A 25,165-nucleotide genomic window follows, 5' to 3' on the forward strand; every position below is an offset into this window, starting at 1 on the left:
AAAGTTCGGCGCCGCGCAGCAACGCGGCGCCGCGCCGCTCCGCTGGGCGGCGCCTCAGCTTGTGGGGATCGGGAAGGACAGCGACCAGAGCGCCGAGAAGACCAGGCCGAAGAACACGATCCAGCCGAACACAGTGTTCGACTTGAACAGGCCGAGGCACTGGTCGGGATCGTCGATGTCGAGCGTGCGGATCTGCCAGATCATCTGGAAGGCGCCGATGGCGAGGCCCGCATAGGCCGGCCAGCTCAAGCCCCCGCCACTGGCCTGTCCGGTCAGGACGAAGGCGGCCAGGAACAGCCCCAGCGTGCCGAGATACAGCAGCGTCAGCGCCGATTTGGTGCGATCGCCGAACAGCCTTGCGGTGGAGCGCACGCCGACCAGGGCGTCGTCCTCCTTGTCCTGATGGGCATAGATCGTGTCGTAGCCGATCGTCCACAGGATACTGCCGGCATAGAGCAGCACCGGCGCCAGCGCCAACGTGCCCCAATAGCCGGCCCAGCCCATCAGCGCGCCCCACGAGAAGGCGAGGCCGAGGCCGAGCTGCGGCCAGTCGGTGAACCGCTTCATGAACGGATAGACCGCCACGGTGCCGAGCGAGGCGATGCCGAGCAGGATGGCGAAATTGTTGAACTGGATCAGCACCAGGAAGCCGACCGCGGCCTGCAGCAGGAGAAACATCTTCGCCTGGCGGCGGCTCACGCGGCCCGAGGGCAGCGGGCGCGACCGGGTCCGTGCCACCATGTCGTCGATCTTCTCGTCGACGAGGTCGTTATAAGTGCAGCCGGCCCCGCGCATGGCGATCGCCCCGACCAGGAACAGCGCCAGATGCCACAGGCTGGGCAGCCCCGTATGCACCGCACCGGCGGCCACGGCCTGCGGCGCCAAGGCGGCCGACCACCAGCACGGCCACAACAGAAGCTGCCACCCGATGGGGCGGTCCCAGCGGGCGAGCTGCGCATATGGCCATGCGCCGCGAGGAAGCGTGCGATAGACCCAGTTGTTCGACGGCGCGTCGGCGACACGATCGGCCTTGTCGACAAGACTGCCTTTGAGATTCGACATGGTCACGACAGTGTCCGCAAAAATGCCGCAGTCAAGTACTTTTCGATATTTAATCGATGGACTTTCTGACGCGCGGAACTTGACCTTGGCCTGTGCACGACCGTAATCGGCGGCTTCGGCCGGCAGGCGCGGTCGGATCGGACAGGAAGACCGAAGATCATCCTTGGTTTGCCGTTCGCTCTATTTCACCGACATTCGTCGCGTTCGGGCAGGGACTTGCCGATCCCTGCCGCGCGATCAAGGCGCTGGCAGGACTGCATGACGATCAATGTTCTACTCATCGGATCTGGTGGCCGCGAACACGCGCTCGCCTGGAAGATCGCGCAGTCGCCGGAGATCGGCGAGCTCCTGGCCGTGCCCGGCAATCCCGGCATCGCCGAACATGCCCGCATCGTCCAGCTCGACGTCGCCGATGCCGCGGCGCTCGCCACCTTCTGTGCCGACAACGCGATCGGCCTCGTCGTGATCGGGCCGGAGCAACCGCTGGTCGATGGCCTGGCCGATGTGCTCGCCGAGGCGGGCATCCCGGTCTTCGGGCCGTCCAGGGCTGCTGCCCGGCTGGAGGGCTCCAAGGGCTTCACCAAGGATCTGTGTACGCTGCACGACATCCCGACCGCCCGCTACCGGCGCTTTTCCGACGCTGCCCAGGCGCGTGACTACGTCAACGCGGGCGGCGTGCCGATCGTCGTCAAGGCGGACGGCCTGGCCGCCGGCAAGGGCGTGACCGTCGCCGAAACCCGCGAAGAAGCCATTGCCGCGGTGAACGCCTGCTTCGAGGGCGATTTCGGCGGACCGGGGGCCGAGGTCGTCGTCGAGGAATTCCTCGAGGGCGAGGAGGCCAGCCTCTTCTGCATCTGCGACGGGGAGCGGGCGCTGTTCTTCGGCACGGCCCAGGACCACAAGCGGGCCTTCGACCGCGACCGCGGGCCGAACACCGGCGGCATGGGCGCCTATTCGCCGGCCCTGCCGATGACCGACGCGGTGACACGGCGGGTCATGCGCGAGATCGTCGAGCCGACGCTGGCCGGCATGAAGTCGGCCGGCGCCCCGTTCCGGGGTGTCCTCTATGTCGGGCTGATGCTGACCGAGACCGGTCCGAAGCTGATCGAATACAATGTCCGCTTCGGCGATCCCGAATGCCAGGTGCTGATGATGCGCCTGAAGAGCGATGTCCTGCCGATCCTCCTGGCCGCAGCCAATGGCGACGTCTCCGGGCTTCGCCCCGAATGGTCCGACGAGCGGGCGCTGACCGTCGTCATGGCGGCCGATGGCTATCCGGGCACCTATGCCAGGGGGACGGCCATCCGCAGCCTGCCCGGGTCCGGGCCGCAGATGCGGATCTTCCATGCCGGCACGTCCCGGACCGACGCCGGGCTGGTTGCGACGGGAGGCCGCGTCCTCAACGTCACGGCCACCGGCACCACGGTCAAGGAAGCGGCGCGGCGCGCCTACGAGGCGGTGGAGGCGGTGGACTGGACCGAAGGGTTCTGGCGCACGGATATCGGCCACCGCGCCATCATGACCGAGGCCTGAGGCCTGAGGCTGGGCAGGCTGGCGCCGCCCGCGCGGCCATCGCCGGATTTTTGCCGATCCGTTTCATGACCACCGCCGCCGCGCCCTTACAGGGGACCGGCGACGGACTCGGGCACACGCGATGCCGGCGAATGCGCGCGCATGGCTGGGAAACCATCCGCCGGACCATACATTAGGCGCACAGGAGCTTTCGAACCCGGAGCGCACACGATGTCCTATCGTCAGGAAAAGCTGACGCGGCCGATCTTCAAATGGGCGAAGACGGTGATGCCGCCGATCTCGGCCACGGAACGCGAAGCCATCGATGCGGGCACCGTGTGGTGGGACGGCGAACTCTTCACCGGCAATCCCGACTGGAACAAGCTGGTCGCCATGCCGCCGGCGCGGCTTTCGCCCGACGAGCAGGCCTTCATCGATGGCCCGGTGAACCAACTCTGCGCCATGATCGACGAGTGGAAGCTGGTCTGGAAGGACCGGGACCTGCCGCCGGAGGTCTGGACTTTCCTGCGCGAGAAGAAGTTCTTCGGCATGATCATCCCGAAGGAATATGGCGGCCTCGGCTTCTCCAACACGGCCCATTCGGAGGTCGTGCGCAAGGTCTCCTCGGCCAGCGTCGTCGCCGGCGTCACGGTGATGGTGCCCAACTCGCTCGGACCGGGCGAGCTGATGCTGCATTTCGGCACGCAGGAGCAGCGCGACCACTGGCTTCCGCGGCTGGCCGACGGGCGCGAGATCCCGTGTTTCGGGCTGACTTCGCCGGAGGCCGGCTCCGACGCGGCGGCGATGACCGACCGCGGCGTCGTCGAGTATGGCGAGCACGAGGGCGAGCGCAAGCTCGGCATCCGGCTCAACTTCCACAAGCGCTACATCACCCTCGGCCCGGTGGCGACGGTGATGGGCCTCGCCTTCAAGATGTTCGACCCCGAGAACCATCTCGGCCGGGGCGAGGAGCTCGGCATCACGGTCGCGCTGATCCCGACGGACACGCCGGGCGTGCGCACCGGTGACCGCCACATTCCGCAATTCACCTATTTCCAGAACGGCCCGCTCTACGGCGAGGACGTGTTCATTCCGCTCGACTGGATCCTCGGCGGGCCCGAGCAGATCGGCCAGGGCTGGACCATGCTGATGACGGCGCTCGCCGCCGGGCGGGGCATCTCGCTGCCGTCGCAATCGGCGGCCGCGGCGGCCTTCTGCGCCCGGACCACCGGCGCCTATGCGCGGGTGCGCACCCAGTTCAACGTGCCGATCGGCATGTTCGAGGGCATCCAGCAGCCGCTCGCCGACATCGCCGCCAACGCCTACCTGATCGACGCGGCCCGGCGGCTGACCGTGGCGGCGCTCGACGAGGGCCACAAGCCCTCCGTCGTCTCGGCCATCATGAAGGCCCATGCCACCTACCGCATGCGCGAATCCGTCGAGCGCGCGATGGACATCCATGGCGGCAAGGGCATCATCGACGGCCCCAAGAACTATCTCGGCGCCCAGTACAAGTCGGTGCCCATCGGCATCACGGTCGAAGGCGCCAACATCCTGACCCGGAACCTGATGATCTTCGGCCAGGGCGCCATCCGCGCCCATCCCTACATGCTGAAGGAACTTCTGGCCCTGTCCGACGAGGACGAGGAGCGCGGCCTGAAGGAGTTCGACACGCAGTTCTGGAAGCATGTCGGCCATTCGGCGACCAACGCCTTCCGCTGCTTCGTGCGGGGCTGGACCGGCGGCATGGCGGCACCTGCGCCCAGGGACACCGCCTTCACCAGCCACTGGCGGCAGCTGTCGCGCTTCGCCTCCGCCTTCGCGCTGGTCGCCGACCTGTCGCTGCTGACCCTGGGCGGCGCGCTGAAGCGCAAGGAGATGCTGTCGGCCCGGCTCGGCGACATCCTGTCCGAACTCTATCTGCTCGGCGCCGTCCTGAAGCGCTTCGAGGTCGAGGGGCGGCCCGAGGTGGACCGGCCGATCGTCGAGTTCATCATGCAGAAGGGCTACAACCGCATGTCGCTCGCCTTCCAGGGCGTGCTCGACAATCTTCCGGCGCGCTGGGCCGCCGCGCTGGTGCGGCTGCTCGCCTTCCCGCTGGGCGTGCCCCACCAGGAGCCGTCGGACGAACTCACCAGCGAGGTCGCCGCGATCCTCATGCGGCCGTCCTCCCAGCGCGATCGCCTGACGCCGGACATCTATCTCGGCGAAGGCCATGCGGAGCATCCGGTCAAGGATCTGGAGCTCGCCTTCGAACTGGTCGCCGAGGCCGCGCCCATCGAGAAGAAAATGCGCGAGGCCAAGATGCGCGACCCGGCCGCGGCGCGGGACGCGGGCATCATCACCGCCGCCGAGTTCGACCGTCTCGCCGAGGTCAAAGCCGCGGTGGACAAGGTCGTGGCCGTCGACGCCTTCCCCATGGCCGACGTCTCCCCCATTGCCGCCCAGCACGACCGCAAACGCAGCGGCGGCGACGAACCCCATCGCGAGGCAGCCGAATAATGGCCAGACCAGTCTATCTCGTCGACGGCGCGCGCACGCCCTTCATCAAGGCACGCGGCAGGCCGGGCCCCTTCAGTCCCGTGGACCTGGCGGTCCAGTGCGGCCGGCCGCTGCTGCTGCGCCAGCCCTTCAGCCCCGACGCGATCGATCTCGTGATCCTGGGCTGCGTCAATGTCGTGGCCGACGAGATGAATCCGGCGCGGGTGGCCGGGCTTCGCCTCGGCCTGTCCGACGAGACACCGGCCTTCACCGTGCAGATCAATTGCGGTTCGGGCATGCAGTCGATCGACACGGCCTTCCGCACCATCGAGCTCGGCAAGGCCGACATGGTGCTGGCCGGCGGCGCCGAGGCGCTGAGCCATTCGCCGCTGGTCCTGCGGCGCGGGGCGGTCGACTGGTTCGCCGAGCTGAACGGCGCCCGCTCGACCACGGACCGGCTCAAGGCCTTCACCGGCCTGAAGCCGGAATTCCTCAAGCCTGTGATCGGGCTGGAGCGCGGCCTGACCGATCCGATCACCGACCTGAACATGGGGCAGACCGCCGAGATCCTGGCCCATCTCTTCAACATCTCCCGGCGCGAGGCCGACGGCTATGCTGCCGAAAGCCACAACCGCCTCGCCCGCGCGACGAAGGAGGGGTGGCTCAAGGACGAGATGCTGCCCGCCTTCTCCCGCGAGGGCGACGTGTTCGACCACGACGACGGCGTGCGTCCCGGCTCGACGGCAAAGAGCCTGGCGCGCCTGAAGCCGGTCTTCGAGCGGCCCTATGGCAAGGTGACGGCGGGCAACGCCTCGCAGATCACCGACGGCGCGTCCTGGACGATCCTGGCTTCGGAGGAAGCCGTCGAGCGCCATGGCCTCACGCCCCTGGCGCGGATTGTCGATTCCGAATGGGGTGCCCTCGACCCGTCGATCATGGGGCTGGGGCCGGTCGTGTCGACGGCGCCGATCCTGAAGCGGCAGGCGATGAGCGTGTCCGACGTCGACCTGTGGGAGCTGAACGAGGCCTTCGCGGCGCAGGTGCTGGCCTGCATGGCCGCCTTCGACGATCCCAAGGTGGCCGACGGCGTGCTGGGCCTCGACGGCCACGGCGGGCGGATCGACCACGCCAACATCAATGTCGACGGCGGTGCCATCTCGCTGGGCCACCCCGTGGGCACCAGCGGCAACCGCATCACCCTGCACCTGGCCAATGCCATGCGCCGGCTGGGCCGCAAGCGCGGCATCGCGACCGAGTGCATCGGCGGCGGCCAGGGCGGCGCCATGCTGCTGGAAGCGGCCTGATTCGTTCCGCCGCCGGGCCGCGAGCCGGCCCGGATGCCTGACATTCGACGAAAGACGAGAGCAGATCCATGGGCAGAATGCTGAAGGCACTATCCGAGCGCGCCCTCGAAATGGGACCGGCGCGCGGTGCGGAGCAGACCGGCAACTGGCGGGCCGCCACGGACGACGACTACGTCTACTGGCTGGTGCTCGATCGCCCCGTCAAGGCGGTCAACACCATCGATCGCAGCGTGATCGAGGAATTGTCGCACCATATCGACCAGATCATCGACCAGCGCCCCTTGGCGGTGGTGATCCGCTCGGCCAAGCCGTCGGGCTTTGCCGCCGGTGCCGACATCCAGCAATTTGCCGGCGCCTCGACCGGCGAGATCCGCGGCATGCTGAAGGAGGCCCATCTGGTCCTCGACCGGCTGTCCAAGGTCAAGGCCAAGACCATCGCGGTGGTCCACGGCCACTGCCTCGGCGCCGGGCTGGAACTGGCGCTCGCCTGCGACCGGCGCATCGCGGTAGCCGATGCCAGCCTGGGCTTTCCGGAAGTCATGCTCGGCCTCCATCCGGGGCTCGGCGGCACCTATCGCGCGACCGCCATCGCCGACCCGATCGAGGCGATGACCATGATGCTGACCGGCAAGTCGATGCCGGCGAAGAAGGCGAAGTCCATCGGCCTCGTCGACGCGGTGGTCGAGGAGCGCCATGTCGCGGCGGCGGTGCAGGCCGCCCTCTACAACGACCTTCCGTCGAGCGACCGGGGCTTCAGGGGCCATGCCTTCTCGCTGCGGCCGGCGCGCTCGCTGGCGGCCAAGCAGATGCGCAAGAGCGCGGCCGCCAAGGCGCCGCAGGAGCATTACCCGGCGCCCTATCGCCTCATCGACCTGTGGGAGGCCCATGGCGGCGATGCCAGGGCCATGCAGGAGGGCGAGATCGACAGCTTCGCCGAGCTGATCGAGACGGATACGGCCCAGAACCTCGTCCGGGTGTTCTTCCTGCGCGAGACGATGCGCGGCCTGAAGGACGGCGCGTCGCAGATCCGGCACGTCCATGTGGTCGGTGCCGGCGCCATGGGGGGCGACATCGCCGCCTGGGCGGCACGGGAGGGCTTCACCGTCACGCTGGGCGACGTCGCCCAGGCGCCGATCGGCAAGGCGATGAAGTCGGCGGCCAAGATGCTGAAGGCGACGCTGAAGGACCCCCTCAAGGTGCGCGATGCCCTCGACCGGCTCGTGCCGGATCCGCTGGGCTACGGCATCGGCCGCGCCGACATCGTCATCGAGGCGGCGCCCGAGAAGATCGAACTGAAGCGCAAGATCTACGCCGAGATCGAGCCGCAGCTGAAGGAGGGGGCGCTGCTGGCGACCAACACCTCGGCGCTGCCGCTGGCCGATCTCGCCGACGGCCTGGCCGATCCGTCCCGCCTCGTCGGCCTGCATTTCTTCAATCCCGTCTCGCGCATGCAGCTCATCGAGATCGTCCGCCACGATGCGATCAGCACCGAGACCGCAAGGCGGGCGACGGCCTTCGCGGTGGAACTGTCGCGGCTGCCGGCCCCGGTCACCTCGGCGCCGGGCTTCCTCGTCAACCGCTCGCTGACGCCGTACATGGCCGAGGCGCTGACCATGGTCGACGAGGGCATCCCGAAGGAGCGCATCGACGCCTGCGCCGAGAACTTCGGCATGCCGATGGGGCCGGTCGAACTGACCGACCAGGTCGGCCTCGACATCGCGCTCGATGTCTCCGCATCGCTGCGCGAGCGGCTGGACACGGCGTTTCCGGAATCGCCCGCCTGGCTGCGCAGCAAGATCGAGGAGGGCAAGCTCGGCCGCAAGACGGGCGAGGGGCTCTATGTCTATGACGACGACGGCAAGCCGAAGAAGCAGCGGATCGACAGTCTGCCGGACGGGTCCAAGGACGACCCGGACATGCTGGACCGGCTGATCCTGCCGATGCTCAACGCCGTGGTCGCCTGCCTGCGCGAGGGCGTGGTGGAGAGCGAGGACGTGGCCGACGGCGCGATGATCTTCGGCACCGGCTTCGCGCCGTTCCGGGGCGGCCCGATCCATTATGCGCGGCAGCGCGGCATCGACGACATCGTCGCGCGGATGACGACGCTGGCCGAAAAGCACGGCGACCGCTTCCTGCCGGACGAAGGCTGGCAGCACCTCAGGCGCTGATGACGCGGCACTTCACCGATGCCGACCGGCTGGCCGATGCGGTGATCGCCGCAGTCGGCACGCGGATCGTGCTGGCTTTACCGCTCGGCCTCGGCAAGGCCAATCATCTCGCCAATGCGCTGTACCGCCGGGCACTGCGCGATCCGTCGATCGACCTGACCATCCAGACCGCGCTGTCGCTCGATCCGCCGTCGGGCGGCGAGGGGCTGGAGGGCCGCTTCGCGGGGCCGCTTGCCGAGCGGCTCTATGACGGCGTGACCCGCCTCGACTATGTCGCCGACCGCAAGCGCGGGGCCCTGCCGGCAAATGTCCGCGTGGTCGAGTTCTTCCTCCAGGCCGGGAGCCTGCTCGGCAACCGGCATGCGCAGCAGAACTACGTCTCGGCGAACTACACCCATGCCGCCGGCTACATTCTGGCGAGCGGCGTCAACGTCATCGGCCAGATGGTCGCGCCCTCGGCGGACCGCGACCGCTGGTCGCTGTCGTCCAACACCGACATGACGCTCGACCTTCTGCCGGCGCTCGACGCGGCCCGGGCAGCCGGCAAGCCGGTTCTGTTCGTGGGCGAGGCGAATGCGAGCCTTCCCTTCATGGAGGGCAGCGCGACGCTCGCGACCGAGCGCTTCGACTGCCTTCTCGAAGGCGAGGCGGTGGAAGGCGCCCGGCTGTTCTCCGTGCCCCGGCAGCCGATCGGGGCGGTGGAATACGCCATCGGGCTCTACAGCGCCGCGCTGGTGAAGGATGGCGGCACGATCCAGATCGGAACCGGCGGGCTCGGCGATGCGCTGGCCCATGCGCTGATGCTCCGGCATCGCGCCCCGGCGACGTTCCGGGCCTGCCTGGCGGCGCTGGGCAACTGGCCGGCGAGCCTCGAGCCGCAGACCGGGCCCTTCGAGGAAGGGCTCTACGGCCTCTCCGAGATGTTCGTCGACGGGCTGCTGGAACTGTTCGAGGCAGGCATCCTCAAGCGGCCGGCCGGCGACGGCAAGGTGCTGCACAGCGGCTTCTTCGTCGGTCCGCAATCCTTCTGCGAGCGGCTGCGCGACATGGCGCCGGAGCGGCGCGCGCTGCTGTCCATGCGCGAGATCTCCTTCGTCAACGCACTGCCGGCGGAGGATCATGCGCGCCATCTGGCCGATCGCCGGGACGCCCGCTTCTTCAATGCCGCGATGCTGGCGACGGCGCTGGGGGACATCTGCTCCGACCAGCTCGACGACGGGCGCGTCGTCTCCGGTGTCGGCGGCCAGTACAATTTCGTCGCCCAGGCCTTTGCGCTGCCCGGTGCCCGCTCGGTCATCGGGCTGCCGTCGACCCGCGGCGCCGGGGGGCCGTCCAACATCCGCTGGGCCTACGGCCACACGACGATTCCGCGGCACCTGAAGGACATCGTCATCACCGAATACGGCGTCGCCGACCTGCGCGGCCGAACCGACCGCGACACGGTTGTGGCGATGATCGGGCTGGCCGACGGGTCATTCCAGGACGACCTTGCAAGGGAGGCGGTGGCCGCAGGGAAGCTGGAAGACGGGTTCGAGCCGGCGCGCAAGAACACGGCCGCGGCACTGGCCGACGCCTTGCGGCCCTTCGCCGCGGCGCTGCCGGCCTGTCCCTTCGGCACCGAGCTGACATCCGAAGAGCAGCGCCTGGTGCCGGCGCTGAAGCATCTGAAGACCGTGCGGACGGACCGCATGGCCCTGGCGCACCTGGCCTATGCCGGCTGGCGCACAACGCCCGATGGGCGCGAACGCGCCGCCCTGTCCCGGATGGGGCTGGAATCCCCGTCCGGCTGGCGGGAGCGCGGCCTTGCCGCCGTGCTGGCTGGCGCCCTGCGCGTCACGCGGGAGGATCCGCTCGGACGGCCATGGGCGTGACGGGAAGGCCTCATAGCCGGGATTGAAGCCAAGCGCGCTACAGCGCGATGCAGAGCGAGGACTGGCTGCCGAGCCCGGTACCGCCGAGGGTGACGCGATCGCCCGCCTTGAGGAACCGCGGCGGATCGAAGGACAGGCCGACGCCGCCCGGCGTGCCGGTCATGATGACGTCGCCCGGCTCCAGCCGCATAAAGCGGGAGATGTAGGAAACCAGATAGGGCACCTTGAAGATCATCGCAGCCGTGCTGGCGCTCTGCTGGCGCTCGCCGTTGACGTCGAGCCACAGATCGATGGCGTCGTGGTCTCCGATCGCGTCCGGCGTCACCAGCCACGGACCAAGGGGCGCGAAGGTGTCGTGGGACTTGCCCTTCGACCACTGGCCGCCACGCTGCAGCTGGAAGCTGCGCTCGGTGATGTCGTTGGCGAGGGTGAAGCCGGCGACATGGCGCATGGATTCCTCGACGCTGAGATATTTTGCCGTGCGGCCGATCACCACGGCCAGTTCCACGCCCCAGTCGACCCGGCTCGCCAGCTTCGGCAGCTCGATCCGGTCGGTCGGGCCGCAGGCCGCCGTTGCGGCCTTGAGGAACAGGGTCGGCTCGGGATTGACCTTGAAGCCGGCCTGGGCGGCGGCGTCGTGGTAATTGGGGCCGACGCCGACGATCTTGCCGATGCGCCGGACGGGCTTGCACAGGCGCACGCCTTCCGCCACGAGTGGCAGCGAAGCAGGATCGAGCCGGACTGCCGCGGCGAGACGGTCGGGATCCAGGTAATCGTTCGTCTGGGAGGACAGATGTTCTGAGAGATCGCGAATGCGGCCGTCGTCATCGAGCAGACCGGGCTTCTCGGAGCCGCGGTCACCAAACCGTACGAACCGCATGCAAATCTCCCTTCAGGCTATGCAAATGAAATGGTTGCTGTGGGCTTTCGGTTCCGTCCCGGTTGATTGACGATTACGTAAGAGTTATTGCGACGTAGGCTGTGAGCCCCGGCGCGACGGCGCCCGGTACCGGGCATGAAGAGGTTTACCATGTACAAGGCACCTGTCGATGACATCGCCTTCGCGCTGAAGAAGGTCGCCGGCTTGGAGGCGGCCATGGAGAAGGGCCTGCTCGGCGAGCTGACGCCGGATCTCCTGGACGCCGTGCTCGAAGAGGCCGGACGCTTCGCCAGCGACGAGATCGCGCCGCTGGCCGATGTCGGCGACCGGGAAGGCACCTCCGTCAAGGACGGCGTCGTAACGACGCCGACCGGCTGGAAGGCCCTCTACGAGAGCTGGTCGGCCGGCGGCTGGAACGCCTTGACCGGCCCGGAGGAATTCGGTGGCCAGGGCCTGCCGACCTCGCTGTCGGCTGCCGTCTTCGAGATGTGGAACTCCGCCTCGATGGGCTTCGCCATCGGCCCGACGCTGACCGTCGGCGCGGTCGAGGCGGTGGAGGCCCACGGCTCGGACGCGCTCAAGGCGACCTATCTGGAAAAGCTCGTCACCGGCGCCTGGATGGGGACGATGAACCTCACCGAGCCGCAGGCGGGCTCCGACCTGTCGGCGCTGAAGACCAAGGCCGAGCGGGCCGGGGACGGCACCTACCGGATCTTCGGACAGAAGATCTACATCACCTATGGCGAGCACGATTTCACCGACAACATCGTCCATCTCGTCCTGGCGCGGCTGCCCGACGCACCGGCCGGGGTGAAGGGCCTCTCGCTCTTCCTCGTGCCGAAATTCCTCGTGGAGGCGGACGGCTCGCTCGGGCGGCGCAACGACGTGCTGTGTCATTCGGTCGAGCACAAGCTCGGCATCCACGGCTCGCCCACCTGTACGATGATCTATGGCGACGGCAGCGTCGACGGCCAGGAGGCCGGCGCGGTCGGCTATCTGATCGGCGAGGAGAATCGCGGTCTCGCCTGCATGTTCACGATGATGAACAACGCCCGGCTGCTGGTCGGCGTGCAGGGCATCGGCGTTGCCGAGGCGGCGTTCCAGAAGGCCCTCGACTATGCCCGCGAGCGCCGGCAGGGCCGCGCGACGCGGCTGGCGAAGAACCCGGTAGCCGGTGGCCAGATGAGCGCCATCGTCGACCATCCGGACGTCGCCCGCATGCTCTTGACCATGAAGGCGCTGACCGGCGCGGTGCGGGCCATCACCTATGCCTGCGGCCATGCGACCGACATGGCCAAGGCGCATCGGGGCGACGCCGAGGCGGCGGCCGGGTGGAAGGAGCGCGCCAACCTGCTGACGCCGATCGCCAAGGCCTTTTCCACCGATGTGGGTGTCGAGGTCGCGTCGCTGGGCATCCAGGTGCATGGCGGCATGGGCTTCGTGGAGGAGACCGGCGCGGCAAGGCTGCTGCGCGACGCGCGCATCGCGCCGATCTACGAGGGCACGAACGGCATCCAGGCGATCGACCTCGTCGCGCGCAAGATCGGCCAGTCGAGCGGCGACACGGTGCGCCACTATTTCGCCGAGCTGGACGAGACGGTCGAGGCCGTGCGTGGCCAGAACGAGGCGGCCTTCGGGCAGACCGGCGACGCGCTGGCCGCCGCGCTCGCCGATCTGCGCGAGACGACGGACTTCCTGGCGAACGCCCTGGCCGGCAAGGACATGGACACCGCGCTGGCCGGCGCGACGCCATATCTGCGGCTGTTCGGCCTGACGGCCGGAGCGGTCTATCTCGCCAAGGCGGCGCTGGCGGATACCACCCGCACCGAGCGCGCCCATCTCGCCCGCTTCATGGCCGAGAACCTCCTGCCGGAGACTGGCGCCCTGAAGCGACAGGTGATCGGCGGAGCCGCCAGCCTGTCTGCCGCCCATTCGATCCTGCAATAGGACTGCGCCATGACCGACCTGATCCAGACCTCGACCGACAAGGGCGTCCTCACCATCCGGATGAACCGGCCGGAAAAGAAGAACGCCATCACGCTCGACATGTACCGGACGATCACCACGACGCTTCAGGCGGCTGCGGACGACGACGCGGTGCGGGTGATCCTGATCGGCGGCGTGCCCGGCGCCTTTTCTGCCGGCAACGACATCAAGGACTTCCTGACCCTGGCCGAGGGCGGCCTGCAGCGCACCGAGATCCACGACTTCCTGACGGCGATCGCCTGCGGGACGAAGCCGATGATCGCGGCGGTCGACGGGCTGGCGATCGGCATCGGCACGACGCTGCTGATGCATTGCGACCTGACCTATGCCTCGTCCCGTTCGGTGTTCCGCACGCCCTTCATCGATCTCGGCCTGACGCCGGAGGCGGGCTCCAGCCTGATCGGGCCGCGCATCATGGGCGACCAGCGGGCCTTCGCGCTGCTGGCCCTGGGCGAAACGTTCGATGCCGAAGCCGCCCGCGAGGCGGGCTTCGTCTACAAGGTGGTCGAGTACGACGTGGAGGCGGTCGCGCTGGAGGCGGCACAGCGCCTGGCGCAGAAGCCGCCCAGGGCGGTGGCGATCGCCCGGCAGCTCCTGCGCGGCGACCGCAAGGACGTCGTCGAGCGGATCGAGCTCGAGATCGAGCATTTCTCCGAGCGGCTGACCTCGGACGAGGCGCGCGCCGCCTTCACCGCCTTCATGGCCCGCTGAACGGACGCCATCCGGCGGGGCGCCTGAGCCAGAGCCTTCAGGACTCGCTGCGGACCGGTGGATCGCCGGCGGCGTCGTCCGCGTCCGGCTCGCTGTCTTCGGCAAACAGGAACTTGTAGGTGCCGATGACGCCGACGAGGCAGATCAGTCCCGCCACCACGTAGAGGGGCCAGGTGGAGTAGCCCTCGAAGACGTGACGGAAGGCCGAGCCGAAGAGGTAGGCGCCGGCGCCGTAGGCGGCCGTCCACAGCGCGGCGCTGATGACGTTGTAGAACAGGAAGATCGGCCAGCTCATGCGCATGGTGCCGGCGACAAAGCCGTTCAGCTGGCGCAGGATGATGACGAAGCGCGCGACGAGGACGACAGCGAAGCCGTAATTCTTGAACCGGTCCTCGACCATGGCGAAGCGCTTCTCGCCGAGGCCGAAATGCGAGCCCCAGCGCACGACGATCTTCCGGCCGTAGCGTCGGCCGACCAGATAGCCGAGATTGTCGCCGACGATCGAACCGGAAAAGGCGGCCAGCAGCACCAGCCAGATGTTCAGCGTGCCTTCGCCCGCCAGCATGCCCGATGCCACCAGGATGCTCTCGCCCGGCAGTGGGATGCCGGTCGATTCGAACAGCACCACGACGAACAGGAAGCCGTAGCCGTACTGGGAGAGGTATCCGTTCATGGCAGGGGCTTAACCACTCGGCCGAAAGAAGCAAAGGGCCGGGCGTTGGCCGACGGAGGGCCGGTCAGCGCTCCAGCAGCGCCACCGCCTCGACATGCCGCGACCACAGGAACTGGTCGATCGGGGCGACCTGGACCAGCCGGAACCCGCCATCGACGAGTATCCGCAGGTCCCGCGCCAGCGTGACCGGATTGCACGACACGGCTGCAACGCGGGAGATCTTCGAGGCGGCGATTTCCTGCGAGACGGTCTCGGCGCCGGCCCGGGGCGGATCGAAGACGAGGCCGTCGTAGGATTTCAGTTCCTTGGCCGGGATCGGGCGGCGATAGAGGTCGCGGCGTTCGGTGGTCAGCGGCTTCAGGCCGGGGCGCGTGCGCCAGGCCGCCGTCAACGCCGCGAGCGGCCCGGCCTCGGTCTCGACCGCGTGGACGCGCGCCTCCGCGGCCAGCCGCAGGGCGAAGGTACCGCAGCCGGCGAAGAGGTCGGCGACATGCCGGGCACCGGCGAGATGCCGGGTGACGAGCGCGGCCATCGCCGCTTCGGCCTCGGCCACCGCCTGGATGAAGGCGCCGGGCGGCAGTTCCACGGTGATGCCGTCGAAGCCGACCGAGGGCGGCCGCGTCATGACGAGGATCTCCTCGCCGACCGTCAGCCGCGCGAAGCCTTCGCCGAGCGCCAGCGCGATCGCGTCCTGGCGCTTGCCTTCCGCCAGCTTGGCTGCGCCGGTGACGGCGATGTCGAGGCCGGTATCGGTCATGGTCACGGCCAGCTTGAGCGGCTGCTTGCGGTCGACCAGCAGGGTGGCCAGGCGCTGCAGCGGCGCGAGCGCGCGCTGGATCGCCGGCAGGGCGATGGGGCAGACCTCGATCGGCACGATGCTGTTGGAATGGGCGGCGTTGTAGCCGAGGAGGACACGGTTGCCGGCCCGCACTGCCGTCAGCGCCACGCGGCGCCGCGAGGCCGGCGGGCAGGTGACCAGCGGGGCGATCTCGGTCTCCAGACCGGCCCGCGCCAGGGCCTCGACCACAACGTCGCGCTTGAACGCCGTGTAGAGTGCGTCGTCGGCATGCTGCAGGTCGCAGCCGCCGCAGGTGCCGAAATGCGGGCAGGGCGGCGCCTGGCGCTGCGGCGACGGGGTGAGGATGGTCGCAAGCCGGAAACGACGACCGTCTTCAGCGGCTTCCACCGTTTCGCCCGGCAGCGTGAACGGCACGAAGGCCGGCCCGGACGGCATGTCGGCGACGCCGTCGCCCTGGGCGCCGAGCCGGTCGATGGTCAGCTGCACGCTCATGGCTTTTCGGCGATCAGCAGGAATTCGTGGTTGCCGTCGCCGCCGGGGATCGGGGAGGGTACCAGCCCCTTCACCTGCCAGCCGGGCTGGGCGGCAAGCCAGTCGCGAAGCGCCTCGGCGACCTGCGGAGCGCTGTCGGGATCACGCAGCAGGCCGTTCTTGGCGATCGCCTCGCGGCCGGCCTCGAATTGCGGCTTGACCAGGAAGACGCCGGGCGTTCCGGGCTCGGCCAGTTCGAGCGCCGGCGGCAGGGCCAGGCGGAGCGTGATGAAGCTGACATCGGCCACCAGCAGGTCGAAGCTGCGGCCGCCAATGTCCTCGCGGGTCAGGTCGCGGGCATTCAGGCCTTCGATGGCGGTGACGCGCGGATCGGCCGAGATGCGCGGATGCATCTGGCCATGGCCGACATCGATGGCGACCACATGGGCCGCGCCGCGGCGCAGCAGCGCCTCGGTGAAGCCGCCGGTCGAGGCGCCGAGATCGACCGCCGTGCGCCCGTCCACCTGGATGGCGAACTGGTCGAGGGCGCTCTCCAGCTTGAGACCGGCGCGCGAGACGTAGTCGGCGGCCGGATCGTCCAGCGTGATCTCGCTTTCGGGCGGCACGTTGAGGCTCGGCTTGGTCACGGTCTGCCCGTCGACCTTGACGTGACCGCGCATGATCGCGTCGCGCGCACGGGCGCGGCTGGCGGCGAGACCGCGGTCGCTGACGAGGACGTCGAGCCGGACGCGCGACAGATGCTGTTCTTCGGTGGAGGCCATGGGCAGGTCATGCGACCAGCGGCGGCAAATGGCAAGCACGTTCGGCCCCGCTGGCGCGCATCTGCGTGATCGCGCAGTCTTTGTGGGCGGGTGATCCATGGTTGCATTGGATTGTATGTACAAAATGTACTAACTTGGGTGAGCGATGTTCGAATGGGACGAAGCCAAGAACCAAGCGAATATCGGCAAGCACGGGGTGAGCTTCACCACGGCAATCCAGATATTTCAGGGGCCGGTCCTGTCGGTGATCGAGGACCGAGGCGACTATGATGAGGGTTCGGCAGGTCAGTATCGGACGGATCGACGGCGTGCTCATCATTGTCGTCGTCCACACCGATCGCGCCGGGGTAACCCGCATCATTTCCGCGCGCCCCGCCAAGCGCAGAGAACGGGACCGCTATGAAGAAGCGTTACGAAACAGAAATCTCACCCGCTGATCTGGCCGAACTGCCCGACGACGCCATCGGCACAAGCGATATCCCTGAGCTCGACGATGCGTTTTGGGAGAATGCCGTGCTCGTCGAGCCGAACCTGACCCAGCCGGTCACCCTGCGGGTCAAGAAATCGGTGCTCGAGGCGTTCAAGGCCGAGGGCAAGGGATACCAGACCCGGATGAACGCGGTTCTGGAAAGCTATGCGCGGACCCTGAAGAACGGTCGCTGATCGCCAGGCAGGGGGCGGTTGGATGCTCGCCTACGCCTGCAGGACGCGGCTCGCTTCGGTACCGAGCGCCCGAAAGACGGCATCGACGATGCCCTGCTTGTCGAGGGCTGCCTGGCGGATCATCGCATCCGGCGCGGCGTGGTCGAGGAAGCGGTCGGGCATGATCAGCGGCCGGATCTTGAGGCCGTTGTCCAGGAGACCCCGGATCGCCAGATGCTCCAGCACCTGGGCGGCGAAGCCGCCGCTGGCGCCTTCCTCGACGGTGATCAGCACCTCGTGGCTGCGCGCCAGGCGGCCGATCAGCTCGGTGTCCAGGGGCTTGGCGAAGCGGGCGTCGGCGACCGTGGTCGACAGGCCGAAGGTTTCCAGTTCCTCGGCCGCCGCGACGGCGTCGGCGAGGCGCGTGCCGAAGGAGAGGATGGCGACCTTGGTGCCTTCCCGGACGATGCGGCCCTTGCCGATCTCCAGGATCTCGCCACGCTCCGGCATGTCGACGCCGGTGCCGTTGCCGCGCGGATAGCGGAAGGAGATGGGGCCGTCGTCATAGGCGGCGGCGGTGCGGACCATGTGGCGCAGCTCCGCTTCGTCCGCCGCGGCCATCACCACCATGCCGGGCAGCGGGCAGAGGAAGCCGGTGTCGAAGGATCCGGCATGGGTCGGACCGTCGGCGCCGACATAGCCGGCCCGGTCGATGGCGAAGCGCACCGGCAGCTTCTGGATCGCCACGTCGTGGACGATCTGGTCGTAGGCGCGCTGCAGGAAGGTCGAATAGATCGCCGCGAAGGGCTTGTAGCCCTCGCTGGCGAGACCGGCGCAGAAGGTGACGGCATGCTGCTCGGCGATGCCGACGTCGAAGGTGCGCGCAGGAAAGATCTCGCCGAACTTGTCGAGGCCGGTGCCGTTCGGCATGGCGGCGTTGACGGCGACGATGCGCTCGTCCTCCCGGGCTTCCCGGATCAGGCTGTCAGCAAAGACGCCGGTATAGCTCGGCGCATTGCCCTTGGACTTGGCCTGGGCGCCGGTGATGACGTCGAATTTCGATACGCCGTGATACTTGTCGGCGGAATCCTCGGCGGGACCGTAGCCCTTGCCCTTCTTGGTGACGACATGAACGAGGATCGGCCCCGTCTTGGCGTCGCGGACATTCTTGAGCACCGGCAGCAGATGGTCGAGATCGTGGCCGTCGATCGGCCCGACGTAATAGAAGCCGAGCTCCTCGAACATCGTCCCGCCGGTGAAGAAGCCGCGGGTATATTCCTCGGTCCGCCGCGCGCCCTCGCGAAAGAAGCCGGGCAGATGCTGGCTGATCGATTTCGCCTGGTCGCGCAGGCTGCGATAGGTCTTGCCGGAGACGAGGCGTGCCAGATAGGCGCTCATGGCGCCGGTGGGCGGAGCGATCGACATGTCGTTGTCGTTGAGGATGACGATCAGCCGCGCGTCCAGCGCGCCGGCATTGTTCATCGCCTCATAGGCCATGCCGGCGCTCATCGCGCCGTCGCCGATGACGGCGATGACGTTGTTGCGCCCGCCCGACAGGTCGCGCGCCACGGCCATGCCGAGGCCGGCGGAGATCGAGGTCGAGGAGTGGCCGGCGCCGAACGGGTCGTATTCGCTCTCGGTGCGCTTGGCGAAGCCCGACAGGCCGCCTTCCTGGCGCACGGTGCGCATGCCGTCGCGGCGACCGGTCAGCAGCTTGTGGGGATAGGCCTGGTGGCCGACGTCCCAGATCAGCCGGTCGTCGGGCGTGTTGAAGACGTGATGGATCGCCACGGTCAGTTCGACGACGCCGAGCCCGGCGCCCAGATGACCGCCGGTCTTGGAGACCGCGTCGATCAGGTCGGTGCGCAACTCGTCCGCAACCTGCCGCAGCTTGTTTTCCTTCAGATTGCGCAGGTCGGCGGGGGAGGCGATCTGGTCGAGCAGTGGCGTTGGCGACTTCGAAGACACTGGCTGGACCTCTCACTGCCTGTCAGATGCGCGCGCCGTTGGCGCGCGTGACACTTTACATCGGTTCCAAGCCGCCGGGTTCAACCCGTTGGCACAAACACGCCTGCACAACGGCCGGCGGAAACATCCGGTTGCCTGGGGGAGGAGCGCGCCGCCTCAATCGGGATCGAGAGGCTCCGTGCCGACGGGCTTGCCGGCCCGGTTCAGCTTGATCTTCTCGACCTTGTCCTCTGCGGCGGAGAGCAGCCGGTCGCAATGGTTCTTCAGCTTCTCGCCGCGCTCGTAGATACGGATCGACCGGTCGAGCGGCACATCGCCGCGTTCCAGGTCCGAGACGATCCGTTCCAGTGCGGCGAGCGCATTCTCGAAGCTCATGCCCGAAATGTCGGAATCGTCGGTCGGGAACGGGGATTCGTCGAGGTCAGGCATGGCGTCCGTCTGTCTGGTGTTTCGGGTAGGGGCCGTCGCCGGCCGGATGATGCCGTCAGCCGGTCATCAGCCGCTTGACGTGGGCGGTCGTGGAGACCGCCAAGGCGTGCAGGTCGTAGCCGCCTTCGAGGAGGCTCACAAGCCGGCCCTCGCAGGTGCGGTCGGCAATCTCCATCAGTTCCGCCGTGGCCCAGTCGAAGTCGGCTTCGGTCAGCATCAGATTGGCCAGCGGATCGCGGTGATGGGCGTCGAAGCCGGCCGAGATGATCACGAGGTCGGGATGGAAGTCGTTCAGCGCCGGCATGATCCGGGACCGGAAGGCGTCCCTGAAGGCGTCGCTGCCATCGCCGGCCGACAGCGGCGCATTGACGATGTTGCCGTTACCTGTCTCGTCCCGGGCGCCCGTGCCGGGATAGAGCGGCATCTGGTGGGTCGAGCAGTACATGACCGACGGGTCCGACCAGAAGATGTCCTGCGTGCCGTTGCCGTGATGGACGTCCCAGTCGATGATGGCGACGCGCCCAAGTCCATGCGCCGACTGGGCATGGCGGGCGGCGATGGCGGCATTGTTGAACAGGCAGAAGCCCATGGCGGTCTTGCGCTCGGCATGGTGGCCGGGTGGCCGCGCGGCGACGAAGGCGTTGTCGCAATCGCCCGAGATCACGCCGTCGACCGCGGCCGTTGCCGCGCCGACCCCGTGCAGCGCCGCGGTGAAGCTCTTGGGACTGACGACCGTGTCGTTGTCGACCCGCTTCAGGCCCTCGTCGGGGATCGTCGTCGCGACCTTGCGGACGTAATCCTCCGGATGGCAGCGATAGATCGCCTCGAGCGATCCCTCTGGGGCTTCGGCCCGGTCGAGATGCTGGAAGGCTTCCGCCTCGAGCGCGGCCGCGACGGCCCCCATCCGCTCGGGGCGCTCCGGATGGCCGGCGCCCGTCAGATGTTCGGCGAAGATGGGATGGTGGTAGAGACGTGTCCGCATGGGGCGACTGTAGCGTCCTTCGGGAGGGGTTCAACGATTTGTTTCCCCGGCCAGCACGCCTGTCCGGGTGGGGCAACCGGCGCGGGCGGGGCGGTCAGACGCGCCCTGTCTGGCCCCGGTGGCGCAGGTAGTGGTCGGCCACGGCGCAGGCGACCATGGCCTCGCCGATCGGCACGGCGCGGATGCCCACGCAGGGATCGTGGCGGCCTTTGGTCATCACGTCGACCTCCTGGCCGTCGGCGTCGATCGACCGGGTGGGGGTGAGGATCGACGAGGTCGGCTTGACCGCGAAGCGCGCCACCACGGGCTGGCCGGTGGAGATTCCACCCAGAACGCCGCCGGCATGGTTGGTCAGGAATTGCGGCGTGCCGTCGGGACCGATGCGGATCTCGTCGGCATTCTCCTCGCCCGACAGGCTCGCTGCCGCAAAGCCGTCGCCGATCTCGACGCCCTTCACGGCGTTGATGGACATGAGATTGGCGGCGATGTCGCTGTCGAGCTTGCCGTAGATCGGCGCGCCCAGGCCACCGGGCACGCCCTCGGCCACGACTTCCACGATGGCGCCCACCGACGAGCCGCGCTTGCGGATATCGTCGAGATAGGACGCCCAGCGCTCGGCGGTCGCGGGGTCCGGGCAGAAGAACGGGTTGCGGCCGACCTCGTCCCAGTCCCAGCGGCTGCGATCGATGGCGATGTCGCCGATCTGCACCAGAGCGGCCCGCACCGACAGGCCGGGGACGATCTGCCGGGCGATGGCGCCGGCGGCCACCCGCGTGGCGGTCTCGCGGGCCGAGGAGCGACCGCCGCCGCGATAGTCCCGCACGCCGTATTTCATGTCGTAGGTGATGTCGGCATGGCCCGGCCGGTAGCGCCGGGCGATGTCGGAATAATCCTTCGACCGTTGGTCGACATTCTGGATTTCCAGCGCGATCGGGGTACCGGTGGCGACGAGCTCGCCCTCGCCGTCGCCTGGCATCACGCCGGACAGGACGCGCACCTGGTCGGGCTCCTGTCGCTGGGTCGTATAGCGCGACTGGCCGGGCCGCCGCTTGTCCAGGAAGGCCTGGATTCCGGCTTCGGAAAGGCGGGTTCCCGGCGGGGTTCCGTCCACCACGCAGCCGATCGCGATCCCGTGGCTCTCGCCCCAGGTCGTGACGCGAAAGAGATGACCGAAGCTGTTGTGGGACATGGATTTCCGCCGGAAGGAGAAGGGGCCTGGGGGCGGCCCCGCTTACGTTAGCTTAACCAACCTCGTCAAATGCGACGGATCGATACAATTTGTAATTTCCACGCACGAGAATTGACACATTCGGGGCCAAGGTTCGCAAGTGTCACAAGCCTCCGGGGAGGGGCTGCGAGGATGCCGCGAACGACGACGCCGTTCGCGGCGCATGTTGAAGGACCATACAGTGAGCAGACAGATTCTCGCATTCTTCGCAACGTCCTTTCTCACCGTGGCGATGACGATCCCGGCCATGGCGGAAGAGGTCGACGGTACCATCGAGACGATCGACCGCGAGCGCGCCCAGTTGCGGCTCAGCGACGGCGTCACCTACCGTCTTCCGGAGTATTTCGACTACGACGTCGTCACCCCCGGCATGGACGTCGTGCTGATCTTCGGCGAGGCCGAAACCTTACGCATCGTCGACGCCGGCTGAGCGTCTCAGACCCAGGTCAGCCCGCCGTCGAGCCAATGCAGGATCCGGTCCTGCGCGATGTCGCCGCGGGCGGCCGCCCGGTCGTCGAATCCCCCGTACATCCGCAGCACGCAGCGCGACACGCCGCCATGGGCGGTCATGATGGTCGGCCGGGACAGGTGCTCGAAGACGGGACGCACCCGCTCGGCCAGCATGGCGTAGGACTCGGCCTTCTCGCCGGGCGGGACGAAATTCCACTTGTCGGCCTTGCGGGTGGCCGGACCGGTCTCGTCCGTCCGGCGGATCTCGTCCAGCGTCGAGCCCTGCCAGTCGCCGAAATGCAGTTCGACGAGGCTCGGATCGGTGGCGAAATCCTCGGGATCGAGGTCCAGTTCGCGGCGGATGATCCGCATCGTCTCGGTGGCGCGGCCGAGCGAGCTCGAGACGAAGCTGAAACCGGGCGCACCGGCGCCCAGCAGGTTGCGCAGGCACAGGCCGTTGCGCCGGGCCTGCTCGCGACCGAGCTCGTTGAGCGGAATGTCTTCCTGGCCCTGCAGGCGGCCTTCCGCGTTCCAGTCGGTCTGGCCGTGGCGGCAGAGATAGAGCTCGGTGGGGATCATCGCGGCGTCCGCCGTTCTGGCAAGGAGATCGACCGGGCTACGGCAGGTCCTTGACCACCGAGATGTCGGGAGCGTCGACGGCCTTCATGCCGACCACATGGTAGCCGGAATCGGCGTGGTGGATCTCGCCGGTGACGGCGCGCGACAGGTCCGAGAGGAAATAGAGCCCCACATCGCCGACCTCGTCGATGGTCACGGTCCGGCGCAGCGGCGCGTTGTACTCGTTCCATTTGAGAATGTAGCGGAAATCGCCGATGCCGGAGGCGGCCAGCGTCTTGATCGGACCGGCCGAGATGGCGTTCACCCGGATGTTCTTCGGGCCGAGATCGACCGCCAGATACTGGACGCTCGCTTCCAGCGCGGCCTTGGCAACGCCCATGACGTTGTAGTTCGGCATCACCTTCTCGGCGCCGTAATAGGACATGGTCAGCATCGAGCCACCATCGGTCATCAGCTTCTCGGCGCGCTGGGCGACCGCCGTGAAGGAATAGACCGAGATCTGCATGGTCTTGGCGAAATTCGCCTCGGTCGTGTCGACATAACGGCCCGTCAGCTCGTCCTTGTCGGAGTAGCCGATCGCGTGGACGAGGAAGTCGAGCTTGCCCCACTTGTCCTCGATGGTCTTGAAGCAGGCGTCGATGGTGGCGGCATCGCCGACGTCGCAATGGCCGACGACCAGCGCGTCCAGTTCCCTGGCGAGCGGCTCCACGCGCTTGCGCAGCGCGTCGCCCTGATAGGTGAAGGCCAGTTCTGCGCCGGCCTGGCGGGCGGCCTTGGCGATGCCCCAGGCGATCGACCGGTTGTTCGCGACACCCATCACGAGGCCGCGCTTGCCGGTCATCAGACCCGTCGATTCGGCCATGGCGCGACTCCCTTAAGACTGCGTGCAAACAATGCTTTGGCGGCGGCGGGTATGGCATAGCCCCGGCAGGCCTTCAAGCACGCTTGCCGGGCCGCCCCGCCGGGATCGTCGTTTGCCCTACCACCGTGGCCGATCAGCCGACGGCGTTCTCGCGCTCGGCCTGCTTCTCGAACAGGGCGGCCAGATCCGCGTCGCCCTCGGGCAGCATGATGCGGACCGAGGCGAGGAGGTCGCCGCGGCCGCCGGCCTTGGTGGTCAGGCCCTTGCCCCGCAGGCGGAAGGTCTTGCCGGAATTCGTCCAGGCCGGGATGCTGAGGGCGATCCGACCGTCCAAGGTCTCGACCTCGACCTTGCCGCCGAGGACGGCGGTCTTCAGCGGGACGGGCAGGTCGTGGACCAGATCGCGGTCGTCGATGCGAAAGCGCGGATGCGCCACGAACTGGATCGTGACCAGCGCGTCGCCGGGCTTGCCGCCGGGCACCGGGGCCGGCTGCCCCTGGCCCTTCAGCCGGATCGTCTGGCCGTCCTCGACGCCCTCCGGCAGCCGGATCGCCAGCCGCTTGCCGGTCGGGAATATCGCCTCGACCTTGGCGCCGGAGACCACGTCGGCGAGCTTCACCTTCAGATTGGCGGTGATGTCCTCGCCCTTGGCGCTGGCATTGCGGGCGGCCGTGAAGCCCGATGCGCCGGGCCGCCGGCCGCCGGCCGCGCCGGCGAAGGCCTGCTCGAAGAAGTCGGCGAAAAGGCCGTCGCCGCCGAGATCCTCGGGGCCGCCGGTGGAGCGGAAGTCGAAGCCGCCCGGCCTCTGACCCCGCCCGCCGCCGAAGCCGCCGGCACCGAAGGGGCTGCCGCCGCCGCCGAAGCCCTGGAACTTCTGCTTGCCGTCGGCGTCGATCTCGCCGCGGTCGAACTGCGCGCGCTTATCCTTGTCACCGAGTATCTCGTAGGCCTGATTGGCCTCGTTGAAACGCGTCGCAGCGCCGGGGTCGCTCGCATTGGCGTCCGGATGATACTGCTTGGCGAGCTTGCGGAAGGCGGACTTGATGTCCTTCTCGCTCGCATTCTTGGCAACGCCGAGGACGGCGTAGGGGTCGCGCATGACGCAATCGGTCCTTCACGAGTGATGGCTTGGCGAATGTGCACGGCCAGGCCGCGCCATGTGCCCATATGGTGGGTGCCGTCGGAGAATTTAAGGGTCGAGAGCGTGGAACGGACTAGAGCGTCGGGCGATTAATCTGCAACGCAGCCTGCAGCTTTGAAATAATTCCAGCATTCGTCGGATGTGAAGAGGGCGCAGATATCGCCGACAGCGCGCCAGAGATCAT

Annotated in this window: 22 protein-coding genes; 10 read left to right on the forward strand and 12 right to left on the reverse strand. The window is 68.1% G+C overall.

Annotation, left to right across the window (positions count from 1 at the left end; translation table 11 throughout):
- Positions 1 to 54: 54 nt before the first annotated feature.
- A complete protein-coding gene (ubiA, locus tag VQ042_RS13725) occupies positions 55 to 1,062 on the reverse strand; it encodes a 4-hydroxybenzoate octaprenyltransferase (RefSeq protein ID WP_331820165.1) in 1,008 nt (335 codons plus the stop codon).
- Between the two features lie 264 nt (positions 1,063 to 1,326).
- Between ubiA and purD the strand changes: the two genes are divergently transcribed.
- The 5 genes from purD (at position 1,327) to VQ042_RS13750 (ending at position 10,398) form a co-directional block, all read left to right on the forward strand.
- Complete coding sequence (purD, locus tag VQ042_RS13730; protein ID WP_331820207.1) at positions 1,327 to 2,595, forward strand: phosphoribosylamine--glycine ligase; 1,269 nt, start codon at positions 1,327 to 1,329, stop codon at positions 2,593 to 2,595.
- A gap of 210 nt (positions 2,596 to 2,805) precedes the next feature.
- On the forward strand, positions 2,806 to 5,076 hold the full coding sequence (locus VQ042_RS13735; protein WP_331820167.1) for an acyl-CoA dehydrogenase: 2,271 nt from the start codon (positions 2,806 to 2,808) through the stop codon (positions 5,074 to 5,076).
- Positions 5,076 to 6,359: an acetyl-CoA C-acetyltransferase gene (locus VQ042_RS13740; RefSeq protein WP_331820169.1), complete on the forward strand. Its 1,284-nt coding sequence runs from the start codon at positions 5,076 to 5,078 to the stop codon at positions 6,357 to 6,359. The genes VQ042_RS13735 and VQ042_RS13740 overlap by 1 nt, the downstream gene beginning before the upstream one ends.
- 68 nt (positions 6,360 to 6,427) lie before the next feature.
- On the forward strand, positions 6,428 to 8,527 hold the full coding sequence (locus tag VQ042_RS13745; RefSeq protein WP_331820171.1) for a 3-hydroxyacyl-CoA dehydrogenase NAD-binding domain-containing protein: 2,100 nt from the start codon (positions 6,428 to 6,430) through the stop codon (positions 8,525 to 8,527).
- Positions 8,527 to 10,398, forward strand: a complete 1,872-nt coding sequence (locus tag VQ042_RS13750; RefSeq protein WP_331820173.1) for an acetyl-CoA hydrolase/transferase C-terminal domain-containing protein — start codon at positions 8,527 to 8,529, stop codon at positions 10,396 to 10,398. Before VQ042_RS13745 ends, VQ042_RS13750 begins: the two co-directional genes overlap by 1 nt.
- A gap of 37 nt (positions 10,399 to 10,435) precedes the next feature.
- Here the strand turns inward: VQ042_RS13750 and VQ042_RS13755 are convergent, their stop codons facing one another.
- A complete protein-coding gene (locus VQ042_RS13755) occupies positions 10,436 to 11,278 on the reverse strand; it encodes a fumarylacetoacetate hydrolase family protein (protein WP_331820175.1) in 843 nt (280 codons plus the stop codon).
- Between the two features lie 150 nt (positions 11,279 to 11,428).
- On the opposite strand from VQ042_RS13755, the gene VQ042_RS13760 reads away from it, so the two are divergent.
- Both VQ042_RS13760 and VQ042_RS13765 read left to right on the forward strand, forming a co-directional pair.
- Entirely contained in the window at positions 11,429 to 13,225 is a 1,797-nt protein-coding gene (locus VQ042_RS13760) for an acyl-CoA dehydrogenase (RefSeq protein WP_331820177.1), read from the forward strand.
- A 9-nt stretch (positions 13,226 to 13,234) separates the two neighbouring features.
- Positions 13,235 to 13,975 carry a crotonase/enoyl-CoA hydratase family protein gene (locus VQ042_RS13765; RefSeq protein ID WP_331820179.1) on the forward strand — a complete coding sequence of 247 codons (741 nt, stop codon included), beginning with the start codon at positions 13,235 to 13,237 and terminating at the stop codon, positions 13,973 to 13,975.
- Between the two features lie 37 nt (positions 13,976 to 14,012).
- Here the strand turns inward: VQ042_RS13765 and VQ042_RS13770 are convergent, their stop codons facing one another.
- The 3 genes from VQ042_RS13770 to VQ042_RS13780 all read right to left on the reverse strand — a co-directional run bounded on the left by VQ042_RS13770 (position 14,013) and on the right by VQ042_RS13780 (position 16,700).
- Positions 14,013 to 14,648 (reverse strand): DedA family protein, encoded by a 636-nt coding sequence (locus VQ042_RS13770; protein ID WP_331820181.1) that lies wholly within the window; start codon positions 14,646 to 14,648, stop codon positions 14,013 to 14,015.
- Between the two features lie 64 nt (positions 14,649 to 14,712).
- Positions 14,713 to 15,939 (reverse strand): class I SAM-dependent RNA methyltransferase, encoded by a 1,227-nt coding sequence (locus VQ042_RS13775; protein WP_331820183.1) that lies wholly within the window; start codon positions 15,937 to 15,939, stop codon positions 14,713 to 14,715.
- Positions 15,936 to 16,700 (reverse strand): TlyA family RNA methyltransferase, encoded by a 765-nt coding sequence (locus VQ042_RS13780; RefSeq protein ID WP_331820185.1) that lies wholly within the window; start codon positions 16,698 to 16,700, stop codon positions 15,936 to 15,938. The genes VQ042_RS13775 and VQ042_RS13780 overlap by 4 nt, the downstream gene beginning before the upstream one ends.
- A gap of 145 nt (positions 16,701 to 16,845) precedes the next feature.
- Here VQ042_RS13780 and VQ042_RS13785 point away from each other — a divergent pair, with 145 nt between their 5' ends.
- Together VQ042_RS13785 and VQ042_RS13790 are read left to right on the forward strand one after the other, a co-directional pair.
- Positions 16,846 to 17,103 (forward strand): BrnT family toxin, encoded by a 258-nt coding sequence (locus tag VQ042_RS13785; RefSeq protein WP_331820187.1) that lies wholly within the window; start codon positions 16,846 to 16,848, stop codon positions 17,101 to 17,103.
- Positions 17,100 to 17,363: a BrnA antitoxin family protein gene (locus tag VQ042_RS13790; RefSeq protein WP_331820189.1), complete on the forward strand. Its 264-nt coding sequence runs from the start codon at positions 17,100 to 17,102 to the stop codon at positions 17,361 to 17,363. Before VQ042_RS13785 ends, VQ042_RS13790 begins: the two co-directional genes overlap by 4 nt.
- A gap of 30 nt (positions 17,364 to 17,393) precedes the next feature.
- Here VQ042_RS13790 and dxs read toward each other — a convergent pair whose 3' ends face one another.
- The 4 genes from dxs to aroC all read right to left on the reverse strand — a co-directional run bounded on the left by dxs (position 17,394) and on the right by aroC (position 21,910).
- Positions 17,394 to 19,310 (reverse strand): 1-deoxy-D-xylulose-5-phosphate synthase, encoded by a 1,917-nt coding sequence (dxs, locus tag VQ042_RS13795; RefSeq protein ID WP_331820191.1) that lies wholly within the window; start codon positions 19,308 to 19,310, stop codon positions 17,394 to 17,396.
- Between the two features lie 156 nt (positions 19,311 to 19,466).
- Complete coding sequence (locus tag VQ042_RS13800; protein ID WP_331820193.1) at positions 19,467 to 19,739, reverse strand: exodeoxyribonuclease VII small subunit; 273 nt, start codon at positions 19,737 to 19,739, stop codon at positions 19,467 to 19,469.
- Positions 19,740 to 19,794: 55 nt separating this feature from the next.
- Positions 19,795 to 20,721 carry a histone deacetylase family protein gene (locus VQ042_RS13805; protein ID WP_331820195.1) on the reverse strand — a complete coding sequence of 309 codons (927 nt, stop codon included), beginning with the start codon at positions 20,719 to 20,721 and terminating at the stop codon, positions 19,795 to 19,797.
- A gap of 94 nt (positions 20,722 to 20,815) precedes the next feature.
- Entirely contained in the window at positions 20,816 to 21,910 is a 1,095-nt protein-coding gene (gene aroC, locus VQ042_RS13810; protein WP_331820197.1) for a chorismate synthase, read from the reverse strand.
- A 220-nt stretch (positions 21,911 to 22,130) separates the two neighbouring features.
- On the opposite strand from aroC, the gene VQ042_RS13815 reads away from it, so the two are divergent.
- Positions 22,131 to 22,379: a DUF1344 domain-containing protein gene (locus tag VQ042_RS13815; RefSeq protein WP_331820199.1), complete on the forward strand. Its 249-nt coding sequence runs from the start codon at positions 22,131 to 22,133 to the stop codon at positions 22,377 to 22,379.
- Positions 22,380 to 22,384: 5 nt separating this feature from the next.
- On the opposite strand, the gene VQ042_RS13820 is transcribed toward VQ042_RS13815, so the two are convergent.
- The 3 genes from VQ042_RS13820 to VQ042_RS13830 form a co-directional block, all read right to left on the reverse strand.
- Positions 22,385 to 22,978, reverse strand: coding sequence for a histidine phosphatase family protein (locus tag VQ042_RS13820; RefSeq protein ID WP_331820201.1), 594 nt, complete (start codon positions 22,976 to 22,978; stop codon positions 22,385 to 22,387).
- Between the two features lie 37 nt (positions 22,979 to 23,015).
- Positions 23,016 to 23,840: an enoyl-ACP reductase FabI gene (gene fabI / locus VQ042_RS13825; RefSeq protein ID WP_331820203.1), complete on the reverse strand. Its 825-nt coding sequence runs from the start codon at positions 23,838 to 23,840 to the stop codon at positions 23,016 to 23,018.
- Positions 23,841 to 23,973: 133 nt separating this feature from the next.
- The gene (locus tag VQ042_RS13830; protein ID WP_331820205.1) at positions 23,974 to 24,939 is read right to left on the reverse strand and encodes a J domain-containing protein; all 966 of its coding nucleotides are present in this window, start codon (positions 24,937 to 24,939) and stop codon (positions 23,974 to 23,976) included.
- Positions 24,940 to 25,165: the final 226 nt, after the last annotated feature.

Origin of the sequence: Aurantimonas sp. A2-1-M11, from assembly GCF_036549475.1 — a bacterium.
Classification (GTDB): Bacteria; Pseudomonadota; Alphaproteobacteria; order Rhizobiales; family Rhizobiaceae; genus Aurantimonas.

What these genes read in the sequence shown, in the direction of transcription:
- ubiA (WP_331820165.1), bottom strand. Translation starts at nt 1,062, where the DNA reads ATGTCGAATCTCAAAGGCAGTCTTGTCGACAAGGCCGATCGTGTCGCC.
- VQ042_RS13735 (WP_331820167.1), top strand. Translation starts at nt 2,806, where the DNA reads ATGTCCTATCGTCAGGAAAAGCTGACGCGGCCGATCTTCAAATGGGCG.
- VQ042_RS13740 (WP_331820169.1), top strand. Translation starts at nt 5,076, where the DNA reads ATGGCCAGACCAGTCTATCTCGTCGACGGCGCGCGCACGCCCTTCATC.
- VQ042_RS13745 (WP_331820171.1), top strand. Translation starts at nt 6,428, where the DNA reads ATGGGCAGAATGCTGAAGGCACTATCCGAGCGCGCCCTCGAAATGGGA.
- VQ042_RS13750 (WP_331820173.1), top strand. Translation starts at nt 8,527, where the DNA reads ATGACGCGGCACTTCACCGATGCCGACCGGCTGGCCGATGCGGTGATC.
- VQ042_RS13755 (WP_331820175.1), bottom strand. Translation starts at nt 11,278, where the DNA reads ATGCGGTTCGTACGGTTTGGTGACCGCGGCTCCGAGAAGCCCGGTCTG.
- VQ042_RS13760 (WP_331820177.1), top strand. Translation starts at nt 11,429, where the DNA reads ATGTACAAGGCACCTGTCGATGACATCGCCTTCGCGCTGAAGAAGGTC.
- VQ042_RS13765 (WP_331820179.1), top strand. Translation starts at nt 13,235, where the DNA reads ATGACCGACCTGATCCAGACCTCGACCGACAAGGGCGTCCTCACCATC.
- VQ042_RS13770 (WP_331820181.1), bottom strand. Translation starts at nt 14,648, where the DNA reads ATGAACGGATACCTCTCCCAGTACGGCTACGGCTTCCTGTTCGTCGTG.
- VQ042_RS13775 (WP_331820183.1), bottom strand. Translation starts at nt 15,939, where the DNA reads ATGAGCGTGCAGCTGACCATCGACCGGCTCGGCGCCCAGGGCGACGGC.
- VQ042_RS13780 (WP_331820185.1), bottom strand. Translation starts at nt 16,700, where the DNA reads ATGGCCTCCACCGAAGAACAGCATCTGTCGCGCGTCCGGCTCGACGTC.
- VQ042_RS13785 (WP_331820187.1), top strand. Translation starts at nt 16,846, where the DNA reads ATGTTCGAATGGGACGAAGCCAAGAACCAAGCGAATATCGGCAAGCAC.
- VQ042_RS13790 (WP_331820189.1), top strand. Translation starts at nt 17,100, where the DNA reads ATGAAGAAGCGTTACGAAACAGAAATCTCACCCGCTGATCTGGCCGAA.
- VQ042_RS13800 (WP_331820193.1), bottom strand. Translation starts at nt 19,739, where the DNA reads ATGCCTGACCTCGACGAATCCCCGTTCCCGACCGACGATTCCGACATT.
- VQ042_RS13805 (WP_331820195.1), bottom strand. Translation starts at nt 20,721, where the DNA reads ATGCGGACACGTCTCTACCACCATCCCATCTTCGCCGAACATCTGACG.
- aroC (WP_331820197.1), bottom strand. Translation starts at nt 21,910, where the DNA reads ATGTCCCACAACAGCTTCGGTCATCTCTTTCGCGTCACGACCTGGGGC.
- VQ042_RS13820 (WP_331820201.1), bottom strand. Translation starts at nt 22,978, where the DNA reads ATGATCCCCACCGAGCTCTATCTCTGCCGCCACGGCCAGACCGACTGG.
- fabI (WP_331820203.1), bottom strand. Translation starts at nt 23,840, where the DNA reads ATGGCCGAATCGACGGGTCTGATGACCGGCAAGCGCGGCCTCGTGATG.
- VQ042_RS13830 (WP_331820205.1), bottom strand. Translation starts at nt 24,939, where the DNA reads ATGCGCGACCCCTACGCCGTCCTCGGCGTTGCCAAGAATGCGAGCGAG.